Below are 20,489 nucleotides of genomic sequence, written 5' to 3' on the forward strand. Positions count from 1 at the left end.
ACCAGCATAGGTTTCAACTCTTCTAGTAGTTTCGTAGTAGCGCGTATTGGCTAAAATAGTGCATTAGGTGTAGGTTGGGTTGACGTAAGGAAACCCAACCGACAATTTTTTTGCAACATTTGAGTAATGACACGCCAGTAGGGTGCTTTATGTCCACGCCAAAATAACAAATCAATCCGCCCTTTGTCACGCCAGTGTAACGCACCCTTCTCCTATGGTCGACGCTATGCGTAGCAAGATCCCGAAGGGTACGGGTGACGCTCCTGCGTCGAAGAGGCTGCGCTAACAGCAGTCGCCTGCGGAGGAGCCAGCGCGGTCTTGGGGTTTCCCCCATGAGTGACTGGCATTGGAAGCCCTACCAAGAGCGCTGCTTCACCGCAAATCTTTGGTGGATGAAGTTTTTCCGACTTGTGTGTACACCGTAGCCTTTTAGGACAGAGATTTAGAGAGAAGTCAGACTGTATTGCATACAAACCAGCGATCGCTATAACCTGGGTTTTAGCACCTTTTTAACCAAACACAGATTATGAAAAAGCTGATTAACAAGCCGGAAGACTTTGTGCAAGAAAGTTTAGAAGGTATGGCGGCGGCTCATTCCGATTTAATTAAACTGAACTACGACCCTGCCTTTGTCTATCGAGCCAATGCGCCTATTCCGGGTAAAGTAGCAATTATTTCAGGTGGTGGCAGTGGACATGAACCAATGCATGCTGGCTTCGTGGGCAAAGGAATGCTGGATGCAGCTTGTCCTGGTGAGGTTTTCACTTCACCGACTCCTGACCAAATGCTAGAAGCAGCCAAGCAAGTAGATGGAGGTTCAGGTATCCTTTATATCGTCAAAAATTACAGTGGCGATGTGATGAACTTTGAAATGGCAACGGAGTTGGCCCGTGGTGAAGGCATTCGATCGCTAAATATTTTGATTGATGACGATGTAGCAGTCAAGGATAGTCTCTATACCCAAGGACGGCGGGGTGTGGGAACAACAATACTGGCGGAAAAAATTTGTGGTGCAGCGGCTGAGGCAGGGTATGATTTGCCACAAATAGCAAATTTGTGTCGCCGAGTAAATCTGAATGGGCGGAGTATGGGAATTGCTCTAACATCTTGTACAGTCCCAGCTAGTGGAACGCCGACATTTGAATTGGGCGGTCGCCAAATCGAATTAGGTATCGGTATTCACGGTGAGCCAGGAACAGAACGTACAGCCATCAAATCAGTAGATGAAATTACCGAAATTTTAACGCGATCGCTGATTGAGGATGCAACATACAGCCGCACACTGCGCGAGTGGGATGAAGAAAAAGGAGAATGGGTAGATGTAGAACTAACAAGTCTACCATTTGCCAAAGGCGATCGCCTCTTAGCTTTTGTCAATAGTATGTGTGGAACCCCGATTTCTGAACTGTATATTGTTTATCGCAAACTCGCCCAAATCTGCGAACAGCAAGAATTGCAAATTGTGCGAAACTTGATAGGTCCTTACATCACATCTCTAGAAATGCAAGGTTGCTCTATTACCTTGCTGAAATTAGATGATGAGATGATCCGACTATGGGATGCACCAGTAAAAACGCCAAGTTGGCGTTGGGGAATTTCATAATTACGTTAGCGTAGCGTTAGCGAGTATTCGAGCTTCATTACGAATTATGTTGATATGGTGACTCAAGCGCAGATATTACAATGGTTGCAGGCTTATGCAACCGAGATAGAGCAGAATAAAGCATATTTGACAGAATTAGATGCTGCGATCGGAGATGCTGACCACGGGATCAATATGGATCGTGGCTTCAAAAAGGTAAACGCTCAGTTACCAACTGTTGCAGACAAGGACATCGGTAACATTCTCAAAGCTGTGAGTATGACCTTGATTTCATCTATTGGCGGTGCCAGTGGCCCTCTTTATGGCACATGGTTTTTGCGAGCAAGTACAGCAGCAGTTGGTAAGCAAGAATTAACACAACAAGATGTGTTAGAGCTACTCCAAACAGGCTTAGATGGCGTGCTGCAACGTGGCAAAGCGCAACTAGGAGACAAAACAATGGTGGATGTGCTATCTCCGGCTGTAGCCACTTTTGAGCAAGCTGTAAGAGAAGGTAAGGGAACATTGGAAGCTATGCAACAGGCTGTAGCAGCAGCCCAAAGGGGGTTGCAAGAAACTATACCGATGCAGGCGAGAAAGGGACGAGCTAGCTACCTGGGAGAACGGAGTGTTGGGCATCAAGATCCAGGAGGGACTTCTGCTTATTTGATGTTGAAGAGTTTGTTAGGGGTGTTGGAAAGTTCTGGGGAATAACGCTGGCTGTACTAGAACGCAAAGCTCGTTATTCTCATCGTGATTATACACTGATGCTGATCATGTTTCGCCACGGTCTGAGGGTAGGGGAAGCTGTAGGATCTAAATGCGGTTTGCGCTGGGATGCACTGATGTGGACCGAACATCAGATTTTCATCACCAGGGAAAAGGGCAGTGACTCTGGGGTGCATCCCTTGAGAGATGATGAATTGGTTTTGCTTAAAGAACTCAGAGAAATGCTACCTGATAGCAAATACATTTTCGTTTCCGAGCGCGGTGAGGTAATGTCTACAGGACTTACGCAAAAATTGCCATAAACCTTGATTTATCGAACCGCTAAGACGCCTTCGCGAAGCGTCTCGAAGAGAAGAATGCCAAGAATTCGTAGAGCGTGCGTAAGTCCTAGTCTACTGATGCAGCGCGAAAACTGATTGGGCGACTGGCAGCGCAGGCAGGGCTTGATATCAAAGTTCACTGTCACATGATGCGCCATGCTTGCGGTTACTATCTGGTGAATCAGGGTTATAACACTAGAGAAATTCAAGACTTTCCGGGACACCGCGATATCAAACACACTGAAAAATATACCAAGCTGAATGCTGGGCGGTTCCTAAATTTTGATTGGGGTGATTTGTAACATTCTAAGGGAATTAAAGAATCAACTCTAACTGGCGCGATTACTGACGCGGTATAACAGCTGACAACGGAAGTAAGTTGCGCCGGTTCATGTAAATATATTTTAAATTTTGTAAATATTTGTGATATTTTGGTTGAGGAGCAAAACTGTAAGCTATGTGTCTTGCTCCACATTGTGTCAGTTGAAAACTTAGTGAGGTAATCCTCTATATGGCAATTACTATCGAATCCGCTCGTGGCATTTTCCCCACCACACTGTCGGCTGATGCCGTGCCAGCTCTAACTGCTCGATTCAACCAACTTAGCGCCGAAGATCAACTTGCATGGACATGGTTCGCTTTCTTGGAGATGGGTAAGACCGTGACGGTTGCGGCTCCTGGCGCAGCCAGTATGCAGTTTGCAGAAGGAACCCTGAAGCAAATCAAGCAAATGACATTTCCTGAGCAAACTCAGGTAATGTGCGATCTAGCAAACCATGCAGATACAACCATTTGCCGTACCTATGCTACTTGGTCGCCTAATATTAAGTTAGGTTTCTGGAATCAGCTTGGAGAATGGATGGAGCAAGGAATTGTCGCGCCAATTCCGGCTGGCTATAAGCTATCAGCTAACGCTAATGCTGTATTGGAAACTCTCAAAAGCTTGGATCAAGGACAACAGATTACCGTGTTGCGGAACTCCGTTGTGGACATGGGGTTTGATGCAAATAAACTAGGCGGCTACACCAGAATTTCTGAACCTGTGGTTGCGCCCAAACAAATGCAAGAGCGCACTCAAGTCACCATTCAAGGTATCGACAACCCAACTGTGTTGAGTTACATGAACCTATTGAATGCAAATGACTTTGATGAGCTGATCAAACTGTTCGTGGTAGACGGTGCTTTGCAGCCTCCCTTCCAGAGACCAATCGTGGGCAAAGATGCGATCTTGCGGTTCTTCCGGGAAGAATGCCAGAACCTGAGTTTGCTTCCAGAACGCGGTGTCGCTGAACCTACAGACGATGGCTATACTCAGGTGAAAGTGACAGGCAAGGTTCAAACCCCTTGGTTTGGTGCAGCAGTAGGCATGAATATGGCTTGGCGATTCTTGCTCAACCCGCAAGGTAATATCTTTTTCGTAGCCATTGACTTGTTAGCTTCTCCCAAAGAACTTTTGAACTTAGTTCGCTAGTAGTTCACTTTCGTTAACAAAAGCGATTTATTGGCAAAGGGGGAAAGGTTTATTTCCTTTCCCCTTTACCCGACTTAGATACAGGCGTTATTTCGGGGTTGATGAACTACTAAACAGACGCAAGAGACAAGTAAATCGCCGATGCTCATACTGAGCGCTTTCTTAACCTATAGCGCTCAATTAATCTGGGCAAACGGAACAATCCTAACCAAATAACTATCGTAGAAATTTCAGGTTGAATCATGCAAGCAAGTGAAGCTGAATGGACGGACATTGAGAAGAAAATAGCTCGAACTGCCTTTGATAAGGCCTACGAACGAGAAATTGAGGCTTTGCTTAAACAAGTTCAAAAGCAGGCAAGTACGCTTGTGGACTTGGGTGAACTCTGGCAGTTACACGATTTCTTGAGTGCTAAAAGGCATGAAATTGAGGGTAAGTATGACTACCAATACTCAGTTTTGCTGTTTGTCTTTGCTGGATTAGTTAAAGAAGGCTGGCTACATCTGAATGAACTCCAAGGGCTGGATAAAGACAAGCTATCCAAGGTTGCTGTTCTGTCACGGATGTAGGCTGTTATAGTCATTAGCGAATGGTACTGACAGTAAAGCATTCAGCCCCAGATTAACCTGTTCTTGAGCGCGATCGCGCTTTATTTGGTCTGTGCCTGTATGCCGCTGCCAGAATTAACGAGAGCTGCAAAGTGCAGCGTGGAGATGTCATTGGCTCTAGGGGCATTAGACCCAAGCTGATTATCAGAGCTTATAACAACCAAGGGGGGCAGGATACCAGCCTCCAACACAGGGAGAGGGGAAACTTTTCAGGTATAAAACCAGTTACAACGAGGGCTATACACAGTTGGCTAAAGCTGTCTCAAAGTTGGAAAATTAACAGGTTATTGTGGGAAATATTTTTGGGAATTAGGTTAATTGCAACTTTCGCTAGTTCTTTCCCCTGGCGTTCCTTATTTGGTCAAGAACAGATGGGCGATGGCTTGCTCTACTGGTTACTCATCGCCCTCTTCACCCTCAGCAATAACCTACTGTTAAGACTACACCCAGAACTAGCCTGTTCTCAACTTATTGGTTTAGTAATTGGTGGAATCATCCTTACCCTGTCGTAGACATCGCCTAAAAATTCAAACTTATCTAATTATCTGATTGACAGCAGATATACTCTGGATGCGCCATTTACCTCGTTCTCGAATCAAATCATATTGAACTCGCAAATCCTCGTTAGAAGACTTTTGAAACTGACCATTTTCATATAACTGCTTCGCTTCCTTAACCGTAGCTTTTACTACGGCACGATCTGCAAATAAATCAACTTTTTCTACAGATTCTATCTTCAGACTATGGTCGTACTTGTAATATTGGTTTTCTAGCCTATACTGTTCACCAGTCTGCCGCGATTTAGACAAAGCTGAACCAGTTAAAATCTGCTCTAAATTATTAATTTCATGATTCGGCCCGAAAGCTTCAGCTTTGGTCGATAACCAAGTCCGAATCACTTCCTCCGCCGCTGCATCTGTTAAAGGGCCATCTAATCCTTGTGGTTGACTATTTGGATCGGGAATAGATATTGGTGGTTGATTTATTTGTACAAACAACTGTGAAGTAGGTACAGATCGTGTAGGAAAAAACAGATTTTTTAACCATCCAAAAGTTGTTGTGGCTAACACCCAGAAAACTAATAGACTCACCAAAGAAATAAACACTCTCCATACCAGCCGTGTTTTCCCTTCGATGGTGTTAGCAAAAGTTCGCCGTCGCCGAGGACGACGAGAATGGGGACGGTTATCCGGTACACGCTCCCGGATAGCAGATGGAGTAGGTTTTCTCCGCCGACGCTTTTGGTTATGAGCAGGTGTAGCACTTTTAGCTGAACCGTTCAAATGCTGATTAGTGCCTCTGCTAGTTCGTTCAGCAGCAGGAACCTCTGATTTTACACTTCCAGATGAATTCCACATAGGTGGTGAGAAGTTTGAATATTCTGGTGTTTCTGGCAAATCTAGGTCAGGTGTTCTGCTATGATTAAATTCCCTTGGATTCCTAGTTGAATTCTTAGGGAAAGGCGAATTATTTGTCTGTGGCTGGGGAAAATTTTGGGGGTTAATTACAGCCCACTCATTAGTTGTTTCTGCATCTGTTGGCAGTGCTTCTAAATAAGCTTGTACCTGTTGGTTAGCAAAGTAATCTTTTAGAAAAGCTTGCTGGTTTGCTAAATCTCGAAAATGGGGAAATACTTCATGTTGCAACCACTGTTCTGCATATAGACATAGCCCTGGTAACAAATCTGGAGAGTCTTGAGATTTTTCTCTAATAAAAGCTAAAGCTTCGTACTCCTGACTAAGTTCTAAAACCCGAGTTGCTTCTTGGGTTTGTCCCAAAAGTAACGCACATAAAGATTGTTCTAAATGTACATCTTGGCGCTTACTCAGACGTATGAGCATTTGCCTTGCTTGACGAATTAAAGCAGGTTGCCGTTGAGCAAATCCCCGTGCTATTAATGCATAAACAGCTAAGTAAGTGGCAACAGCAGAAGGACGTTTGCTTTGGGCTTCAAATAGCTTGTGCTGCTCGGCGACTGTTAAGTGGTTGCGTAACTGCTGGATAAATCGCAGAAAGTCATCTATATTTAAACCAGAGTCATCATTGTTCGTGCCATCAATCCCGCCGCGATCTTCTAAGAGGTTTTGCAATAATTCCAAACCTTGGCTTCGTTCGGCAGTCTTTTCTTGAGGTAGTGCCAGTAACTCCAAAATTCGATATGGTCGCAATTTATAAAGATCCGCCTGAATTTCTGCCTGAACACTGGCGAACAACCCTTCGCGTACTAGCAGTTCTTGACCAGTTTCTAAAGATATGGCGGCATTTTCATAGTGACCTTGTTGCCACTGTTCGCGACCTAATTCTAGACAAGCAAGGGCAACAGTGAGAACAACATCTGGATGTTCAGCACTTTCATGTATTTCTTCGTCTGCTAAATTATTGCTCTTTCTTGCACTTGTAGCACCATTTTTACTTACTAGGTACGGACGACCTAGTTTCAGTACAAGTTCGTATTCCCCCAACTCTTGCAAAATTAATAAAGCGCCAACTAATTCGTCTTGGGTAATTTCGATCCCCAGACTCTGGGTATCACTACCCCTTTTGGTGCTTTCTGGACGATTTTCCAGTGCTACTGCGGCAGCAGCAAGGTTATCAGGGTCATAGGCGTGAGCAAGATAAAGCTGATCGTAGGTACTGCGTTGTTTTGGATCTGATAAAACCACGTAAGCTTCTTCTATGAGTTGTTTACGAGAAGAAATTGCTGCCTGAGAATACTCACGTCGTGGCAATTGTACAATGCGATCGCTGTATGCCTGCCGCAATTGTTCATCACTTGCCGCTAACGGTAGTCCTAAAATTCGGTAGTAATCTAGCGGGATTCGCACAGCCTACTTCCCCTGCACCGCGATCAACATAATTCACCTAGAGCGTTCCAGGCCTGTAAAACTGTGCCATAAAAATGCGGTATAGAATTTACTCTACAAGTGTATATTGCAACAACTTGTTTTGTACCTTCCCGAAATTTTGAGTCACATTTTAGTACTAATTTTTTGCTTTCGCCTAGAAAGCCTCAATTGTTTGTTTTAATTCTTAGTATTTTTGTTTAACACAACTATTATCAGCCTTCGATACCACAAACCACAACTACCACTTTTAATTACGGCATAATTGTTGTGGCTAGAAGAATCTATTGATGATTGATTTTTTTGGGACTTTCCCACTAGGCAGTAACAAAAATACCACTATTGAGGATTTACCCTGATAACAAGGAGACAAAAATCATATCATAATTTACCCTTCATTACAATTACCTATTTGGGTATTATAAATTTTTGCTTGCTTTTTTTAAATTACGTCTGATGTGAATTAGAAACGCCGCTTATTCTATAAGGGTTTCTAGATTCGCTCAAAATCATAGTTTTGGGATTACCTATGAAATTACAAGGGTTTCAAAGCTTAATTCACATTAAACGTAAATTGTTAATGGATATGCAGAAAGCAGTCTATCTTGATTGCTAGTCTGTGAAGGGGAATAGTGAGAGAGAAAACCTAAAGCGGCAGATATTGCCGTTAGAGTCAAATCCTCACGGGGTATGAGCTGAAAAGTTAAAAATCCGTCTTGGAAAGTTCTGGTCTAAGGAAGCCTTAGCTCAGACTTTCCGCAAAATAAAAAATTCAGCTATTCCCTAAGACCCTTTTTTGGTGCATAAATAAAGTTTGATTGTTGAGTCTTACAAACGCTAGCCTGTTAAAAGCTGAGGTGTTATCAGACCAACTTATTTAAGACCGTAATTTTAAGTTGTACAACAGGGATACTCAAAAATAATGGTTCAAGAGCGTACTTTACCCACTTTTAATCCTGCTACTACGCAAATTACAAAAGAAGAAGGGTTACGGTTGTATGAAGACATGGTATTAGGGCGCTTGTTTGAAGACAAGTGCGCTGAAATGTACTACAGGGGCAAAATGTTTGGTTTTGTCCATTTGTACAACGGTCAAGAAGCCGTTTGCAGTGGTGTTGTGCAGTCAATGCGACCGGGTGAAGATTTCGTTTGCAGTACCTACCGCGACCATGTTCATGCTCTGAGCGCGGGAGTACCAGCAAAAGAGGTAATGGCAGAGTTATTTGGCAAAGCCACAGGTTGCAGCAAAGGCCGCGGTGGTTCCATGCACATGTTTTCTGCCGAACATCGCTTGCTGGGTGGCTATGCTTTTGTGGCTGAGGGAATTCCTGTAGCAGCTGGAGCGGCTTTTCAAACTAAATACCGCCGCGAAGTGCTAAAAGATCAAAATGCTGACCAAGTAACAGCTTGCTTTTTTGGCGACGGTGCAGCTAATAACGGTCAGTTTTTCGAGACGCTAAATATGGCAGCCCTATGGAAACTGCCAATTCTGTTTGTAGTCGAAAATAATAAGTGGGCTATTGGGATGTCTCACGAACGAGCCACTTCCCAGCCAGAGATTTATAAAAAAGCCAGTGTATTTAACATGGTGGGTGTGGAAGTAGATGGCATGGATGTACTAGCAGTACGAGCCGTAGCCCAAGAAGCTGTAGCCCGTGCCCGTGCAGGTGAAGGTCCAACATTAATTGAGGCACTTACTTACCGCTTCCGGGGTCACTCCTTGGCAGACCCTGATGAAATGCGAAGCAAAGCTGAGAAGGAATTTTGGTTCGCCCGTGACCCAATTAAGAAGTTGGCAACTTATTTGCTAGAGCAAAACTTGGCGAATGAGGAAGAACTCAAAGCCGTTGACCATAAAATTCAGAGTGTAATCGACGAGGCAGTTAAATTCGCCGAAAGTAGCCCCGAACCAGACCCCAGTGAGTTATATCGTTTCGTGTTTGCAGAAGACGAATAAATTTTGGGAATTGGGCATGGGGGAGGGAGGCAGAGGAGACAAGGGGACAAGGGGGACAAAGGGGACAAAGGGGAAATTATTGAACAAGTCTCTCCCCGAAGTTCTGATGCCTACGGCGGGCTACGCCAACGCCGGAAGCCGGCGCTCAGACTTCTCTCCTTGTCTCCCCTCTCTTCCTTGTCTACCTTGTCTCTTCTTCATGCTCCATGCCCCATGCCCAATGCCCTATGCCCAATTAGGACTAAAATTATGTTTAGCATTGCAGTTCAACAGCAACAGTACAAGACGTACATTCTTTCTGACGAAGCCGCAAGTTCTCAGTTGGAAGTCGTACCAGAACGTGGTGGGATCATCACCCGTTGGCGCATTCAAGGGCAAGAAATTTTCTACCTGGACACTGAACGCTTTACTCATCCTGAGTTGAGTGTCAGAGGTGGAAATCCTATTTTGTTTCCCATCTGCGGCAATATACCGGATAATACTTATACTTATAATGGGCAACAGTATACTCTTAAACAACACGGTTTTGCCCGTGATCTACCGTGGGAAGTAACTGACCAAGTTACTCAAGATAAAGCTAGCCTCACCCTCGTTCTCAACAGCAACGAGCAAACACGGGCAGTTTATCCTTTTGACTTTCAAGTGCTGTTTACTTATGAACTCCAAGGTAATACCTTAAAAATTCGCCAGCAGTATAAAAATCTTTCATCCACATCACTACCCTTTTCAACGGGTTTCCATCCTTATTTTTTAACAGTTGATAAAGCTGGGCTAGAGTTTGAAATTCCTTCGCAAAAGTATCAAGACCAGATAACCAAGGAAATTCACTCCTTCAATGGTAATTTTGACTTTAGCCGCGATGAAATTGACATTGCCTTTAAGCAACTAACCAGTCAATCTGCTGCTGTGACAGACAACAACCGGAAGTTAAAACTAACTCTAGATTATGGCAATGAATATCCAATTTTGGTGTTTTGGACGCTCAAAGGCAAAGATTTCTATTGTTTAGAACCGTGGAGCGCTCCCCGCAACTCCTTGAACACTGGTGAACATCTGACTGTGTTAGAACCAAAAAGCAGCTACACAGCATCTGTGCGCTTCAGGGCAGATTTTTTCTAAAGCCTTTACAAATCTACAGATATTCATGCTATGATGGCAAAGTTGCAAAAAGCAAAAAAGGGTCGCTAACTCAACGGTAGAGTACTCGGCTTTTAACCGATTAGTTCCGGGTTCGAATCCCGGGCGACCCATATTCAAGGAAAAAATGCTTGCTAAGTCTTTGAGAATAAAAGTCGAGGCTAGCTCTATGGCTATCAAAAAAATTGTGAATCCGATCGCTCTGGGGAATAAAAAATTTTCAGATGAGCGGTCGCTTTTTGCTGAAGATAAAAAAAGATTACAGATTAATCGAAATTAACTGAGTTGTCTGCCTATTTCAGTGATTTTACGGCTACTTCTGCGATCGCAGCTTGTAGATACCGCTTTGTTTTTGTTTATTATTATACATATATTTTTCGGTATGTATCGTAGTTTTTTAGAAATCAAATATGATTTTTATAGTATATACGTATAATACATAAGTTATAAAAACTTAAATGTTAATTATTTAATACTTAAGGGAATACTAATAAAAGTTGTGTAAAGCTGACTCTTTTTCTTTTATGGGAACAAAAAAAGAGTATTTGGAACAGACAATAGTCAAGAATTTGGGTATGCCCTTTATCTATTAATTTAGGAAGTAAATTAATATGGAAAATTTGACATGCGAGCAAGCTGAGGAAGCTTTGTTTCGCCTAGCGGCAATTGTAGAGTCCTCTGAGGATGCTATTATCAGCAAAACCTTAGATGGAATAATTGTTAGCTGGAATCTTGGTGCAGAAAGAATATTTGGCTATAAGGGAAAAGAAGTGCTTGGTCAACATGTGACAATACTTATTCCTCCCGATCGGATTAACGAGGAAACTCAAATTATTCAGAAATTGAGGCAAGGAGAACGAGTTGAACACTTTGAAACCGTGCGTCAACACAAAGATGGGACACTGATTGATATCTCGCTAACAATTTCTCCGATTAAAAATTCGACAGGTACAATCATTGGTGTCTCCAAAATTGCTCGTGATATCAGTGTTGGAAAACAAGTTGAAAAAGCTTTGCAAGAGTCAGAAGCTCAGCTGCGTCAGAAAGCAACCGAGTTGGAAACTACCTTACTTGAACTGAAGCGAACGCAAACTCAGCTAGTGCAAAATGAGAAAATGTCTAGTTTAGGGCAATTAGTCGCTGGGGTAGCGCATGAAATTAATAACCCAGTGAACTTCATCTATGCCAACCTCAAGCCTGCCAATGACTATACTCAAGACCTATTAAGACTGCTGCGGTTGTATCAAAAGCATTATCCCAGACCAGTGGCGGAAATCCAGTACGAAAGTGAGGAGATGGACCTAGATTTCCTGCTAGAAGATTTGCCTAAGTTACTTTCCTCAATGGAAGTTGGAGCAGTCCGAATTCAAACAATTGTCCGCTCTTTACGGAACTTCTCCCGTATGGATGAAGCTGAGGTCAAACAGGTCAACATCCATGAGGGTATTGATAGTACGCTGATGATTTTGCAGCATCGTCTGAAAGGCAAGTTTGACCAGGAAATTAAAGTGGTTAAGAATTACGGCAACCTACCGCTGGTTGAGTGCAAAGCTTCTCAACTGAACCAGGTGTTTATGAATATCATTTGTAATGCAATCGATGTCCTTGAAGAACGAGACCTACAGCGTACGTTTAGCGAGATTGAGCAACAGCCCAGTCAAATTCTGATTTGTACTAAGATGCTTGATTCACATCATGTACAAATTCGGATTGTAGATAACGGTCTTGGTATCCCAAAATTCGCCCAAGAACGATTGTTTGACCCATTCTTCACCACTAAGCCAGTTGGCAAGGGAACTGGATTGGGATTGTCGATCAGCCACCAGATTGTTACCGAGAAGCATAATGGCTCATTGCGGTGCCATTCCATACCCGATCAGGAAACCGAGTTTGTGATTGAGATCCCGATTCGACATAACTGTCTAAACAATGCTTCATAAATTTAGGTATCTAATTTTACTTTAGTGCAGAACTTTTCGGTCTACTGAATTTGAAGACTTAGAAAGAGCGATCTTTGCTCGTTCATTTAGGAAATGCGATCGCTTTTAATTTGAATTGAGATTTGACAGATGGGTTGAGTGCGATCGCGATCGCGTAAGTCTCATAGAAAAGCGTTCCCAACCGTCGTAGGCGCTCACCTTCACTCAGCAATCTAGGATACAGAGCTACCAAAGCCTTTAAACGTAGGGTAGCTTACCATACAGTAGAATAGGTGAAGTATAAGGCATGTTTATGAGCGATGGCGTAAACTTTTTCAACATAGACACACGACACTAGTTATAATTTCCTATAAGTTGAAAAAACTCTTAAGATTTAGCGTAAGAATTACGCTTCTCTCACACAGACTAGCTGACAACCACATTAGGAGGACTATCTATGGCGCTTGTACCACTGCGGCTGCTGTTGGATCACGCAGCTGAAAACGGTTACGGCATCCCAGCTTTCAACGTTAACAATTTGGAGCAGATTCAGGCGATTCTGAAAGCTGCTGTCGAGACAGATAGCCCCGTAATTTTACAAGCTTCACGCGGCGCTCGTAATTATGCAGGAGAAAACTTTCTACGTCACCTGATTTTGGCAGCCGTAGAAACCTATCCTCATATTCCCATTGTCATGCACCAAGATCATGGTAATGAGCCTTCTACCTGCTACTCAGCAATTAAGAACAACTTCACCAGCGTGATGATGGATGGTTCGCTGGAAGCTGATGCTAAGACTCCTGCTAGCTACGAGTACAACGTTAATGTTACCCGCGAAGTAGTGAAAGTAGCTCATTCCTTGGGAGTTAGCGTTGAAGGCGAACTCGGTTGCTTGGGTTCTCTAGAAACAGGTGCGGGTGAAGCTGAAGATGGTCACGGGTTCGAGGGTACACTCGACCATTCCCAACTGTTGACTGACCCTGACCAAGCGGTTGACTTCGTAGAGCAAACCCAGGTAGATGCTTTAGCAGTTGCTATTGGCACCAGCCACGGTGCTTACAAGTTTACCCGCAAGCCGACTGGGGAAATTTTAGCAATCAGCCGCATTGAAGAAATTAACCGCCGTCTGCCTAACACCCACTTGGTAATGCACGGTTCTTCTTCTGTACCAGAAGATTTACTTGCACTAATTAATCAATATGGCGGTGCAATTCCTGAAACCTACGGCGTACCTGTAGAAGAAATCCAAAAAGGCATCAAGAGTGGTGTACGTAAAGTAAACATCGACACTGACAACCGTTTAGCTATTACTGCTGCTGTCCGTGAAGCTTTGTCTAAAAAACCAGAGGAGTTTGACCCTCGTCACTTCCTCAAACCTTCCATTGCATACATGCAGAAGGTTTGTGCTGAACGCTACCAGCAATTTGGCACAGCTGGTAATGCCAGTAAGATTAAGCAAATTACTTTGGAAGACTTTGCTGCTAAGTATGCTAAAGGTGAACTTAACGTTGTTACCAAATCAGCTGCTAAAGTTTAATTTTGACAACAAATAAATAGGGGCACAGTACTGCTATGCTCTTCAAAAACTGAGGGTTTTAATGTTGTCAGAAACCGGGTGTTTACCCGGTTTTTTATTTTATTCATTCAGGTGTGGGAATTGGGAATGGAGCATTGGGCATGGCGATTGAATCTTCAATTTTGAATTTTGAATTTTGAATTTTGAATTTTGAATTGATTTCTCCCCCTGCTCCCTTGCTTTTTCTCCAATCCCTAAAATACCCGATGTTGTAAGGAAGGCATTTGACGGCGGACTTGTTCGAGCCTAGTAGGTTTGATTTCTGCGATCGCAATTCCCGGTTTTTCTCCAGCATCGGCTAAAATTACACCCCAAGGGTCGATAATGACCGCGTGACCGTGGGTTAGACGACGGGCATAGTTATTCCCCGTTTGGGCGGGAGCAATGACGTAGGCGGTATTTTCGATGGCTCTGGCTTGTAGTAGTACTTGCCAGTGGTCTTTACCTGTAAAAGCGGTAAAAGCGGCGGGAATAAAGATAACATCGACTCCCTTATCTGCCATATGACGATACAGTTCTGGGAATCGGACATCATAACAAATAGAAAGCCCTAAATTACCGAGCTTTTCTGAAAAATATACGGGGGGCAGTTGCGTACCAGCCACAACTGTGCTCGATTCGCGGTAGGTGTTGCCGTCAGGGACATTAACATCAAATAGGTGTACTTTGTAGTAGCGGGCAAGCTCTTGACCGCTGGGGTTGATGAGTAAAGTAGTGTTATAAACTCTGCCTGTATTATCTACAGGAACTGGAAAGCTGCCGCCCAAGATGGTAATTTGAAAGCGTTGAGCCATTTTTTTGAGAAATTTTTCACTTTCAAGAGCGATCGCATCACCTTGTGCGAGTTTATCTTTTTCTTCTCCCATATAGGAAAAGTTTTCTGGCAAACCTACCAATTCAGCACCTTGACGCACGGCAAGTTCTATTAATTCTTCTGCCTGTGCCAAATTTTTGTGTAAATCGGGCACACTAGTCAATTGAATAGCGGCGGCTAAATAAGACTTCATAGATTCAACAATGAACAGTTGATTTATGGAAGATAGATTATCAAAATATATCGCTACTTCAAAATCTGTGGAACTTAATTAGAAATGTGTAAGTGTTGCTTTTTTTTAACAGCCTTGTTTTATTGCTGATCTTAATCTTCCTCTGGGTTCTAGCAAACTGAGCAAGATTAAGATTAGGTTGTGATTAAACCCCGATCAAAGCTACCTGCTGTGGATATTCCTATTCTCATTCAAACATTTATCGCTGTGTTTATTCTGGCAGATGCAGTGGGCAATATACCAATTGTTTTAGTTTTGACTAAAGGCATGATGCCAGACCAAAGAAACAAAGTTATAGATAAAGCAATTATCATTGCGATCGCAGTTCTTTTGCTATTTGCCTTTGCAGGGCAAGTAATTTTAAATTATTTGGAAATCAGTATCGGCTCTTTGCGAGTAGCAGGAGGACTATTGTTGCTGTTAATTGCTTTGCAAATGCTGCGGGGAGAATTAGATCAGCCGATTATTGAGGAAGGACGTGATGTCGCAATTACTCCACTAGCTTTACCGTTACTAGCGGGGCCAGGGACTTTGACGACGGTGATGTTACTGATGTCGAAATCACAGAGTCCACATATTGGTGTCGTGGTGGGTATATTAGGGGCAATGTTTGTCACTTGGTTGATTTTGCGTTTAGCAAATCTGATTGATCGGTGGATTGGTGCAGAAGGTGGAGTAATTGTGACTCAGCTTTTAGGCTTTCTGTTGGCGGCGCTAGCGGTGGAAATTGGTAGTGGGGGAATTAGGGAGTTATTTTTGAGCTAGAAAACTCCTAAAAATATTCTCAGACTGTACACAAATGTAAACAAGTTTGAGAGACAGGAAATTCGCACCTCTCAAACTTGTTTATGAAAATTAACTTAAAGTTAAAACAAAATGGATAACTCAAGAGGATTTTATTGCCAATTGAGTTTCAAAGATGCTTTTCGAGAGTGGAAGCTAATGTAGTTTTAGGCACAGCGCCGACCACCATATCCACTTTTTGTCCACCCTTAAAAATCATTAATGTGGGAATGCTGCGAATGCCGTACTGACTAGCAACATTCGGATTTTCATCTGTGTTGACTTTTACGACCTTTATTTGACCTTTGTACTGTTCGGAGATTTCATCGACAACAGGAGCTACCATACGGCATGGTCCGCACCAGGGTGCCCAAAAGTCAACTAAAACGGGTACATCGCTGTCGAGTACTTCTTGCTTGAAACTAGAATCGGTAACTTGTGCGGCTGTTGACATGCCTAAAACCTTCGCCAATAATATCTGAACTTGGTGAAAATTCTACCATAGCAAAAACCTCAGCTTGGGAGTGCGAGGATGTACATTTGCAAAGAAGCTCTAGAATTTATTTACAAATATAAGGAACCGCCCGAACAGTAGTCCGGGCGGAGTGTGGTGTGAGGAGTGAACGGAAACATGCGTCTCCGCTATTTCTATTGTAAGCGACATACCGGATTTTTCCAGCAATTGTTTAGGGGGCTAGAAAAATTTATTGAAGAATTTGATGTTGGGCATTGGGCATTGGTTTTTCTCCTTGTCGCCTTTATCTCCCTTATGCCGATGCCCCATGCCCAAATTTTATTTCCCCATACCTAATTGTTGAGCTTTTTGGTAAACTTTGCCCTCGGTTAATAAAGAAGGTGCAATTACAACTTCCACTTGCTGCATTTCTTTAATATTTTTCACTCCCAAAGTACCCATGCTGGTCTTTAAGGCTCCTAAAAGATTGTGAGTACCATCATCTAGTCCTGCTGGGCCAATGAGTATTTGCTCTAAGCTACCAGTGGTGGCAACGCGAATGCGGGTGCCACGGGGCAAGACTGGGCTAGGAGTCGCCATACCCCAATGATAACCTCGTCCAGGGGCTTGGGCGGCTCTAGCAAAGGGGGAGCCAATCATCACACCATCAGCACCACAGGCGATACATTTGCAAATGTCGCCACCAGTGATTAAACCGCCATCAGCAATAATGGGGATATAGTTGCCAGTTTCGTTATAGTAATCATCTCGTGCTGCAGCACAATCTGCGATCGCAGTCGCCTGTGGCACACCTACACCCAACACCCCACGAGAAGTACAAGCCGCACCAGGCCCAATTCCCACCAGTACCCCAGCTGCCCCAGCTTTCAACAAATTCAACGTGACTTCGTAAGTCACGCAATTCCCCAATACCACGGGGATGGGCATGGAACGGCAAAATTCTGCTAAATCGAGTGGTACTAAAGACTCTGGTGACAGATGTGCAGTAGAAACTACTGTAGCTTGGACAAAAAATAAATCAGCCCCAGCTTTTGCCACCGCCTCACCGTATTTACTTGCGCCCGCTGGAGTCGCACTCACTGCGGCAATGCCACCTTGTTGTTTTATTTCCTGAATACGTTGTTCAATTAATTCCGGCTTTATTGGTTCGGCATAGAGTTCTTGCATGAGGGCAACAAATTCATCTTTCCCCACAGAGGTAATCCGATCTAATATTGGCTCTGGGTCGGCATAGCGAGTTTGAATACCCTCTAAGTTGAGGACACCTAATGCTCCTAACTGTGACAAACGTACAGCCATACGAACATCTACTACACTATCCATAGCACTAGCAATTATCGGGATTTCTCGCTCAATATTGCCAATACGCCACTTAGTATCTACCAAACTAGGGTCTAGTGTTCTGTTACCAGGGGCTAGAGCAATTTCATCTATTCCGTAAGCTCTGCGAGCTGTTTTTCCCCGCCCAAGTTGAATTTCCACGCTTTAACTTTACTCAAATCTGTTTAAGCTAGGGTATCAAATTGTGGGAAAATTTGGGGCGTTTTTTTCCGAACCATATTAAGTGACTAGTAACGGCTGTGATTAGTCATTTGGATTTTGAATTGGTCAAAATCCAAAATTAGTTTTATTTACCGTTTATTTTTAGCGGCATCCACACCAGTGTAACCAGTTGCTAACCAAATTATCGCTCTAGCTCCATCACGAACAGATTTTTCGATAGATTCAGGGGGTTTTTCTGACGGAACTGGCACTGGTTTTAAATAAATACCCCGACTACCCAAAATAATTTCGCCAATGACACAAGCCCGGCGCATGTGAAAGTCTGAAGTAATCAAATAAACGCTCTTAATGCCGCGAGCTTGCAAATCATCTACCAAAGTAGTAAAATTAGTAACTGTATCTACTGCTTCATAATCCAAGTGTAAACGTTGAGGATCAACTCCAGCTTTGGTAAATACTCTTTGGGTGAATGTACGTGGACTACCGCCCGTAATCCAAATCGGTATATTTGGATGCTCGCGAACAAATTTTGCTGTAAATTTCTCTCGCTCTAAATGTCTCGTTGAACCACCTAATACTACAACTGCTTGCGGCTGCACAAATTGATTTTGTACTTCTTTATATCCCCACCACGTAATTATTGGTAGGACAAAAGCCATAAAACGAAAAGATTTATTTGTAAAGAGTAGCTTATTCAAGGCTCAATAACTTAATTTACTTAGTGCACAATTTTCTCTGGATATAAGAAAAACAATTGATAGTAGAGTAGCAAACTTCCAAAGAATCTGCCCAAATATAAATTTGGTTGTTTTTCGTGTAACAGCGCGAATAAGCGTGTCTGGAGTTTTTCCTCTAATTGATGGATTATCCTAACCGATATCGGACGATTCATCAAAGGGTGTTAACCACTTTATGTAGCAGTTCTTAACTGAATGCATGGTATACAGGAGCCATTCGCGTGGGCGGGGATCTGCCGACTTGGCAAACTGGCGTAACACTGTTAGGGATACAGCATTGCTGTATCCCTATGACTTTCAAGAAACACGAGCCGAAACCCTTATAAATACGAGATTTTTAGATTTCGAGTGTTTCTTTCATGCATAGCGAGTGGCGCGCCGCCAGTGGGGCTGCTCACATCTTGCACCTAGAAATATGGATGTAAAAACATGTTTTGTCCCAACTGAAACTAGGTAAGCAAGCATCTGGGTATAAAACTGCTCAGAAGGCTCTTAATCGTTTCATTTCTGAACTAACCTAACCAGCTAGTATCCTGCTTTTCCGAATTCGCCAACGGTATCCATAAGCTTTGCTAACGCCATACTAACTTAAAATTGTTAAGAAAATTTATCATTACTATTATCCATGACTATTACTCTAACGTACAAAGAGTCGAGGGAACTGTGGGCAGAAGCAGAAATAAACAGTTTGCAAAACCAAGAGCCTGATGAATTTATTTGTCAAATGCCCAGGCAACTCGGCAAGGGCTATGTGCAAGAAATTGAATTATATCCCGATGTTTGTTTTTCAATTTTGAACTATGAATATCATGATGATGTGCTAATTAAACTCGCTGATTGTTGTCATCCATTACAATTTTGCGTTTCCCTTACAGGAATTATCACAGATGAATACGGAGGACAGCTAAAAGGAGGATATACGCTGATTTCTGGTGGCGGTGTTCGACGAGCAATGAAAATTGAGTTTCAAAAATCACAGCCTTTTGTGCATATCAACATCGAAATGCCACCTGAGTTATTGGCAACTTTTTTCCCCACAGAGGATGGAGAAATTCCCCCTCAATTACACTTTTTGTTGAACGGGAACGACAGGCAAACACTAATGTACCCAAAAATTACTCCATCTGTGCAGGGTGTTGCACAGCAAATTATTAGTTGTCCCTACCAAGGGATGATGAAACGAATGTTTTTGCAAGCTAAAGTACATGAACTAATAATGTTGCAACTCACCCCGATCTTGACAGATCGGGGTGAGTTGCAAAGGTCGCCACAACTAAAGCCCTCAACTATTGCCCGAATTTTTCACGCTAGGGATATTTTGCACTTCTGTCTGGAAAATCCGCCGTCGATACTAGAATTAGCGCAAATAGTGGGAGTGAGCGATGCCTGCGGCGGGCTACGCCTACGCACTCTCCAACGCGGATTTCATAAATGCTTTGGTACTAGTGTCTTTAACTATATTACAGATAAGCGCATGGAAAAAGCAGAGCGCTGGCTAAGAGAGAAGAACCGGAGTGTCGCCGAAGTTGCTAACCTTGTTGGCTATTCTCATTTAGGACAATTTGCTGCTGTCTTTAAACGCAAGTTTGGTATCACCCCTAGCGAATGTTTGTTAGGCAAAAAGTCTGGATCTCGATCATAAGGCAGGATATTGATAGACTTAACTCCTAACTCTTCTATACACTGAAGCTCTAGAAAAAACTAAAAATTACAGGACTTACGCAACTGGCACAGGGTGATCGCAATATTATAGTACCTAAGTACTATATAAAAGTTGTATACTTAGAGAGCATAGCTGAAATT

The 20,489-nt window shown here is 43.1% G+C and carries 19 protein-coding genes and 1 tRNA gene; 14 read left to right on the forward strand and 6 right to left on the reverse strand.

Translation table 11 applies throughout. The annotated features are described in order from the left end of the window. Positions 1–526: 526 nt before the first annotated feature. From dhaK to V7K56_RS25595, 7 genes are all read left to right on the forward strand, one after another. Entirely contained in the window at positions 527–1,603 is a 1,077-nt protein-coding gene (dhaK, locus tag V7K56_RS25565) for a dihydroxyacetone kinase subunit DhaK (protein ID WP_334914871.1), read from the forward strand. Positions 1,604–1,657: 54 nt separating this feature from the next. After that, positions 1,658–2,296, forward strand: coding sequence for a dihydroxyacetone kinase subunit DhaL (gene dhaL, locus V7K56_RS25570; RefSeq protein WP_334914873.1), 639 nt, complete (start codon positions 1,658–1,660; stop codon positions 2,294–2,296). 62 nt (positions 2,297–2,358) lie between these two features. Continuing rightward, the gene (locus V7K56_RS25575) at positions 2,359–2,613 is read left to right on the forward strand and encodes a tyrosine-type recombinase/integrase (RefSeq protein WP_442940178.1); all 255 of its coding nucleotides are present in this window, start codon (positions 2,359–2,361) and stop codon (positions 2,611–2,613) included. 146 nt (positions 2,614–2,759) lie between these two features. Further along, positions 2,760–2,933 (forward strand): tyrosine-type recombinase/integrase, encoded by a 174-nt coding sequence (locus tag V7K56_RS25580; protein WP_442940179.1) that lies wholly within the window; start codon positions 2,760–2,762, stop codon positions 2,931–2,933. A gap of 209 nt (positions 2,934–3,142) precedes the next feature. Further along, positions 3,143–4,102 carry an orange carotenoid-binding protein gene (locus V7K56_RS25585; protein WP_334914875.1) on the forward strand — a complete coding sequence of 320 codons (960 nt, stop codon included), beginning with the start codon at positions 3,143–3,145 and terminating at the stop codon, positions 4,100–4,102. 242 nt (positions 4,103–4,344) lie between these two features. Then, positions 4,345–4,671 (forward strand): hypothetical protein, encoded by a 327-nt coding sequence (locus V7K56_RS25590; protein ID WP_334693861.1) that lies wholly within the window; start codon positions 4,345–4,347, stop codon positions 4,669–4,671. Positions 4,672–4,802: 131 nt separating this feature from the next. Beyond that, positions 4,803–5,222 (forward strand): hypothetical protein, encoded by a 420-nt coding sequence (locus tag V7K56_RS25595; protein ID WP_334914878.1) that lies wholly within the window; start codon positions 4,803–4,805, stop codon positions 5,220–5,222. A gap of 21 nt (positions 5,223–5,243) precedes the next feature. Here the strand turns inward: V7K56_RS25595 and V7K56_RS25600 are convergent, their stop codons facing one another. After that, positions 5,244–7,535: an IMS domain-containing protein gene (locus V7K56_RS25600; RefSeq protein ID WP_334914880.1), complete on the reverse strand. Its 2,292-nt coding sequence runs from the start codon at positions 7,533–7,535 to the stop codon at positions 5,244–5,246. 940 nt (positions 7,536–8,475) lie between these two features. Here V7K56_RS25600 and pdhA point away from each other — a divergent pair. The 4 genes from pdhA to V7K56_RS25620 all read left to right on the forward strand — a co-directional run bounded on the left by pdhA (position 8,476) and on the right by V7K56_RS25620 (position 12,587). Continuing rightward, positions 8,476–9,510, forward strand: a complete 1,035-nt coding sequence (gene pdhA, locus V7K56_RS25605) for a pyruvate dehydrogenase (acetyl-transferring) E1 component subunit alpha (protein WP_334914882.1) — start codon at positions 8,476–8,478, stop codon at positions 9,508–9,510. A gap of 249 nt (positions 9,511–9,759) precedes the next feature. After that, the gene (locus tag V7K56_RS25610) at positions 9,760–10,629 is read left to right on the forward strand and encodes an aldose epimerase family protein (protein ID WP_334914884.1); all 870 of its coding nucleotides are present in this window, start codon (positions 9,760–9,762) and stop codon (positions 10,627–10,629) included. 59 nt (positions 10,630–10,688) lie between these two features. Continuing rightward, positions 10,689–10,760: transfer RNA gene (locus V7K56_RS25615), tRNA-Lys, on the forward strand. A gap of 498 nt (positions 10,761–11,258) precedes the next feature. Then, a complete protein-coding gene (locus V7K56_RS25620) occupies positions 11,259–12,587 on the forward strand; it encodes a sensor histidine kinase (RefSeq protein WP_334914886.1) in 1,329 nt (442 codons plus the stop codon). Positions 12,588–12,669: 82 nt separating this feature from the next. On the opposite strand, the gene V7K56_RS25625 is transcribed toward V7K56_RS25620, so the two are convergent. Further along, the gene (locus tag V7K56_RS25625; protein ID WP_334914888.1) at positions 12,670–12,819 is read right to left on the reverse strand and encodes a hypothetical protein; all 150 of its coding nucleotides are present in this window, start codon (positions 12,817–12,819) and stop codon (positions 12,670–12,672) included. 204 nt (positions 12,820–13,023) lie between these two features. Here V7K56_RS25625 and fba point away from each other — a divergent pair, with 204 nt between their 5' ends. Further along, positions 13,024–14,103, forward strand: coding sequence for a class II fructose-bisphosphate aldolase (gene fba / locus V7K56_RS25630; RefSeq protein WP_334914890.1), 1,080 nt, complete (start codon positions 13,024–13,026; stop codon positions 14,101–14,103). Between the two features lie 233 nt (positions 14,104–14,336). On the opposite strand, the gene V7K56_RS25635 is transcribed toward fba, so the two are convergent. Then, the gene (locus tag V7K56_RS25635; protein ID WP_334914892.1) at positions 14,337–15,149 is read right to left on the reverse strand and encodes a carbon-nitrogen hydrolase family protein; all 813 of its coding nucleotides are present in this window, start codon (positions 15,147–15,149) and stop codon (positions 14,337–14,339) included. 210 nt (positions 15,150–15,359) lie between these two features. On the opposite strand from V7K56_RS25635, the gene V7K56_RS25640 reads away from it, so the two are divergent. After that, complete coding sequence (locus V7K56_RS25640) at positions 15,360–15,953, forward strand: MarC family protein (RefSeq protein ID WP_334914908.1); 594 nt, start codon at positions 15,360–15,362, stop codon at positions 15,951–15,953. Positions 15,954–16,101: 148 nt separating this feature from the next. Here V7K56_RS25640 and trxA read toward each other — a convergent pair whose 3' ends face one another. The 3 genes from trxA to V7K56_RS25655 form a co-directional block, all read right to left on the reverse strand. Beyond that, positions 16,102–16,425: a thioredoxin gene (gene trxA / locus V7K56_RS25645; RefSeq protein ID WP_104909616.1), complete on the reverse strand. Its 324-nt coding sequence runs from the start codon at positions 16,423–16,425 to the stop codon at positions 16,102–16,104. A 339-nt stretch (positions 16,426–16,764) separates the two neighbouring features. Then, positions 16,765–17,928, reverse strand: a complete 1,164-nt coding sequence (locus tag V7K56_RS25650) for a GuaB3 family IMP dehydrogenase-related protein (protein WP_334914894.1) — start codon at positions 17,926–17,928, stop codon at positions 16,765–16,767. 149 nt (positions 17,929–18,077) lie between these two features. Then, the gene (locus tag V7K56_RS25655) at positions 18,078–18,608 is read right to left on the reverse strand and encodes a YdcF family protein (RefSeq protein ID WP_334914896.1); all 531 of its coding nucleotides are present in this window, start codon (positions 18,606–18,608) and stop codon (positions 18,078–18,080) included. Between the two features lie 703 nt (positions 18,609–19,311). Between V7K56_RS25655 and V7K56_RS25660 the strand changes: the two genes are divergently transcribed. After that, complete coding sequence (locus V7K56_RS25660) at positions 19,312–20,328, forward strand: helix-turn-helix transcriptional regulator (RefSeq protein ID WP_334914899.1); 1,017 nt, start codon at positions 19,312–19,314, stop codon at positions 20,326–20,328. Positions 20,329–20,489 lie beyond the last annotated feature (161 nt).

Origin of the sequence: Nostoc sp. (assembly GCF_036917535.1) — a bacterium.
GTDB lineage: Bacteria > Cyanobacteriota > Cyanobacteriia > Cyanobacteriales > Nostocaceae > Nostoc.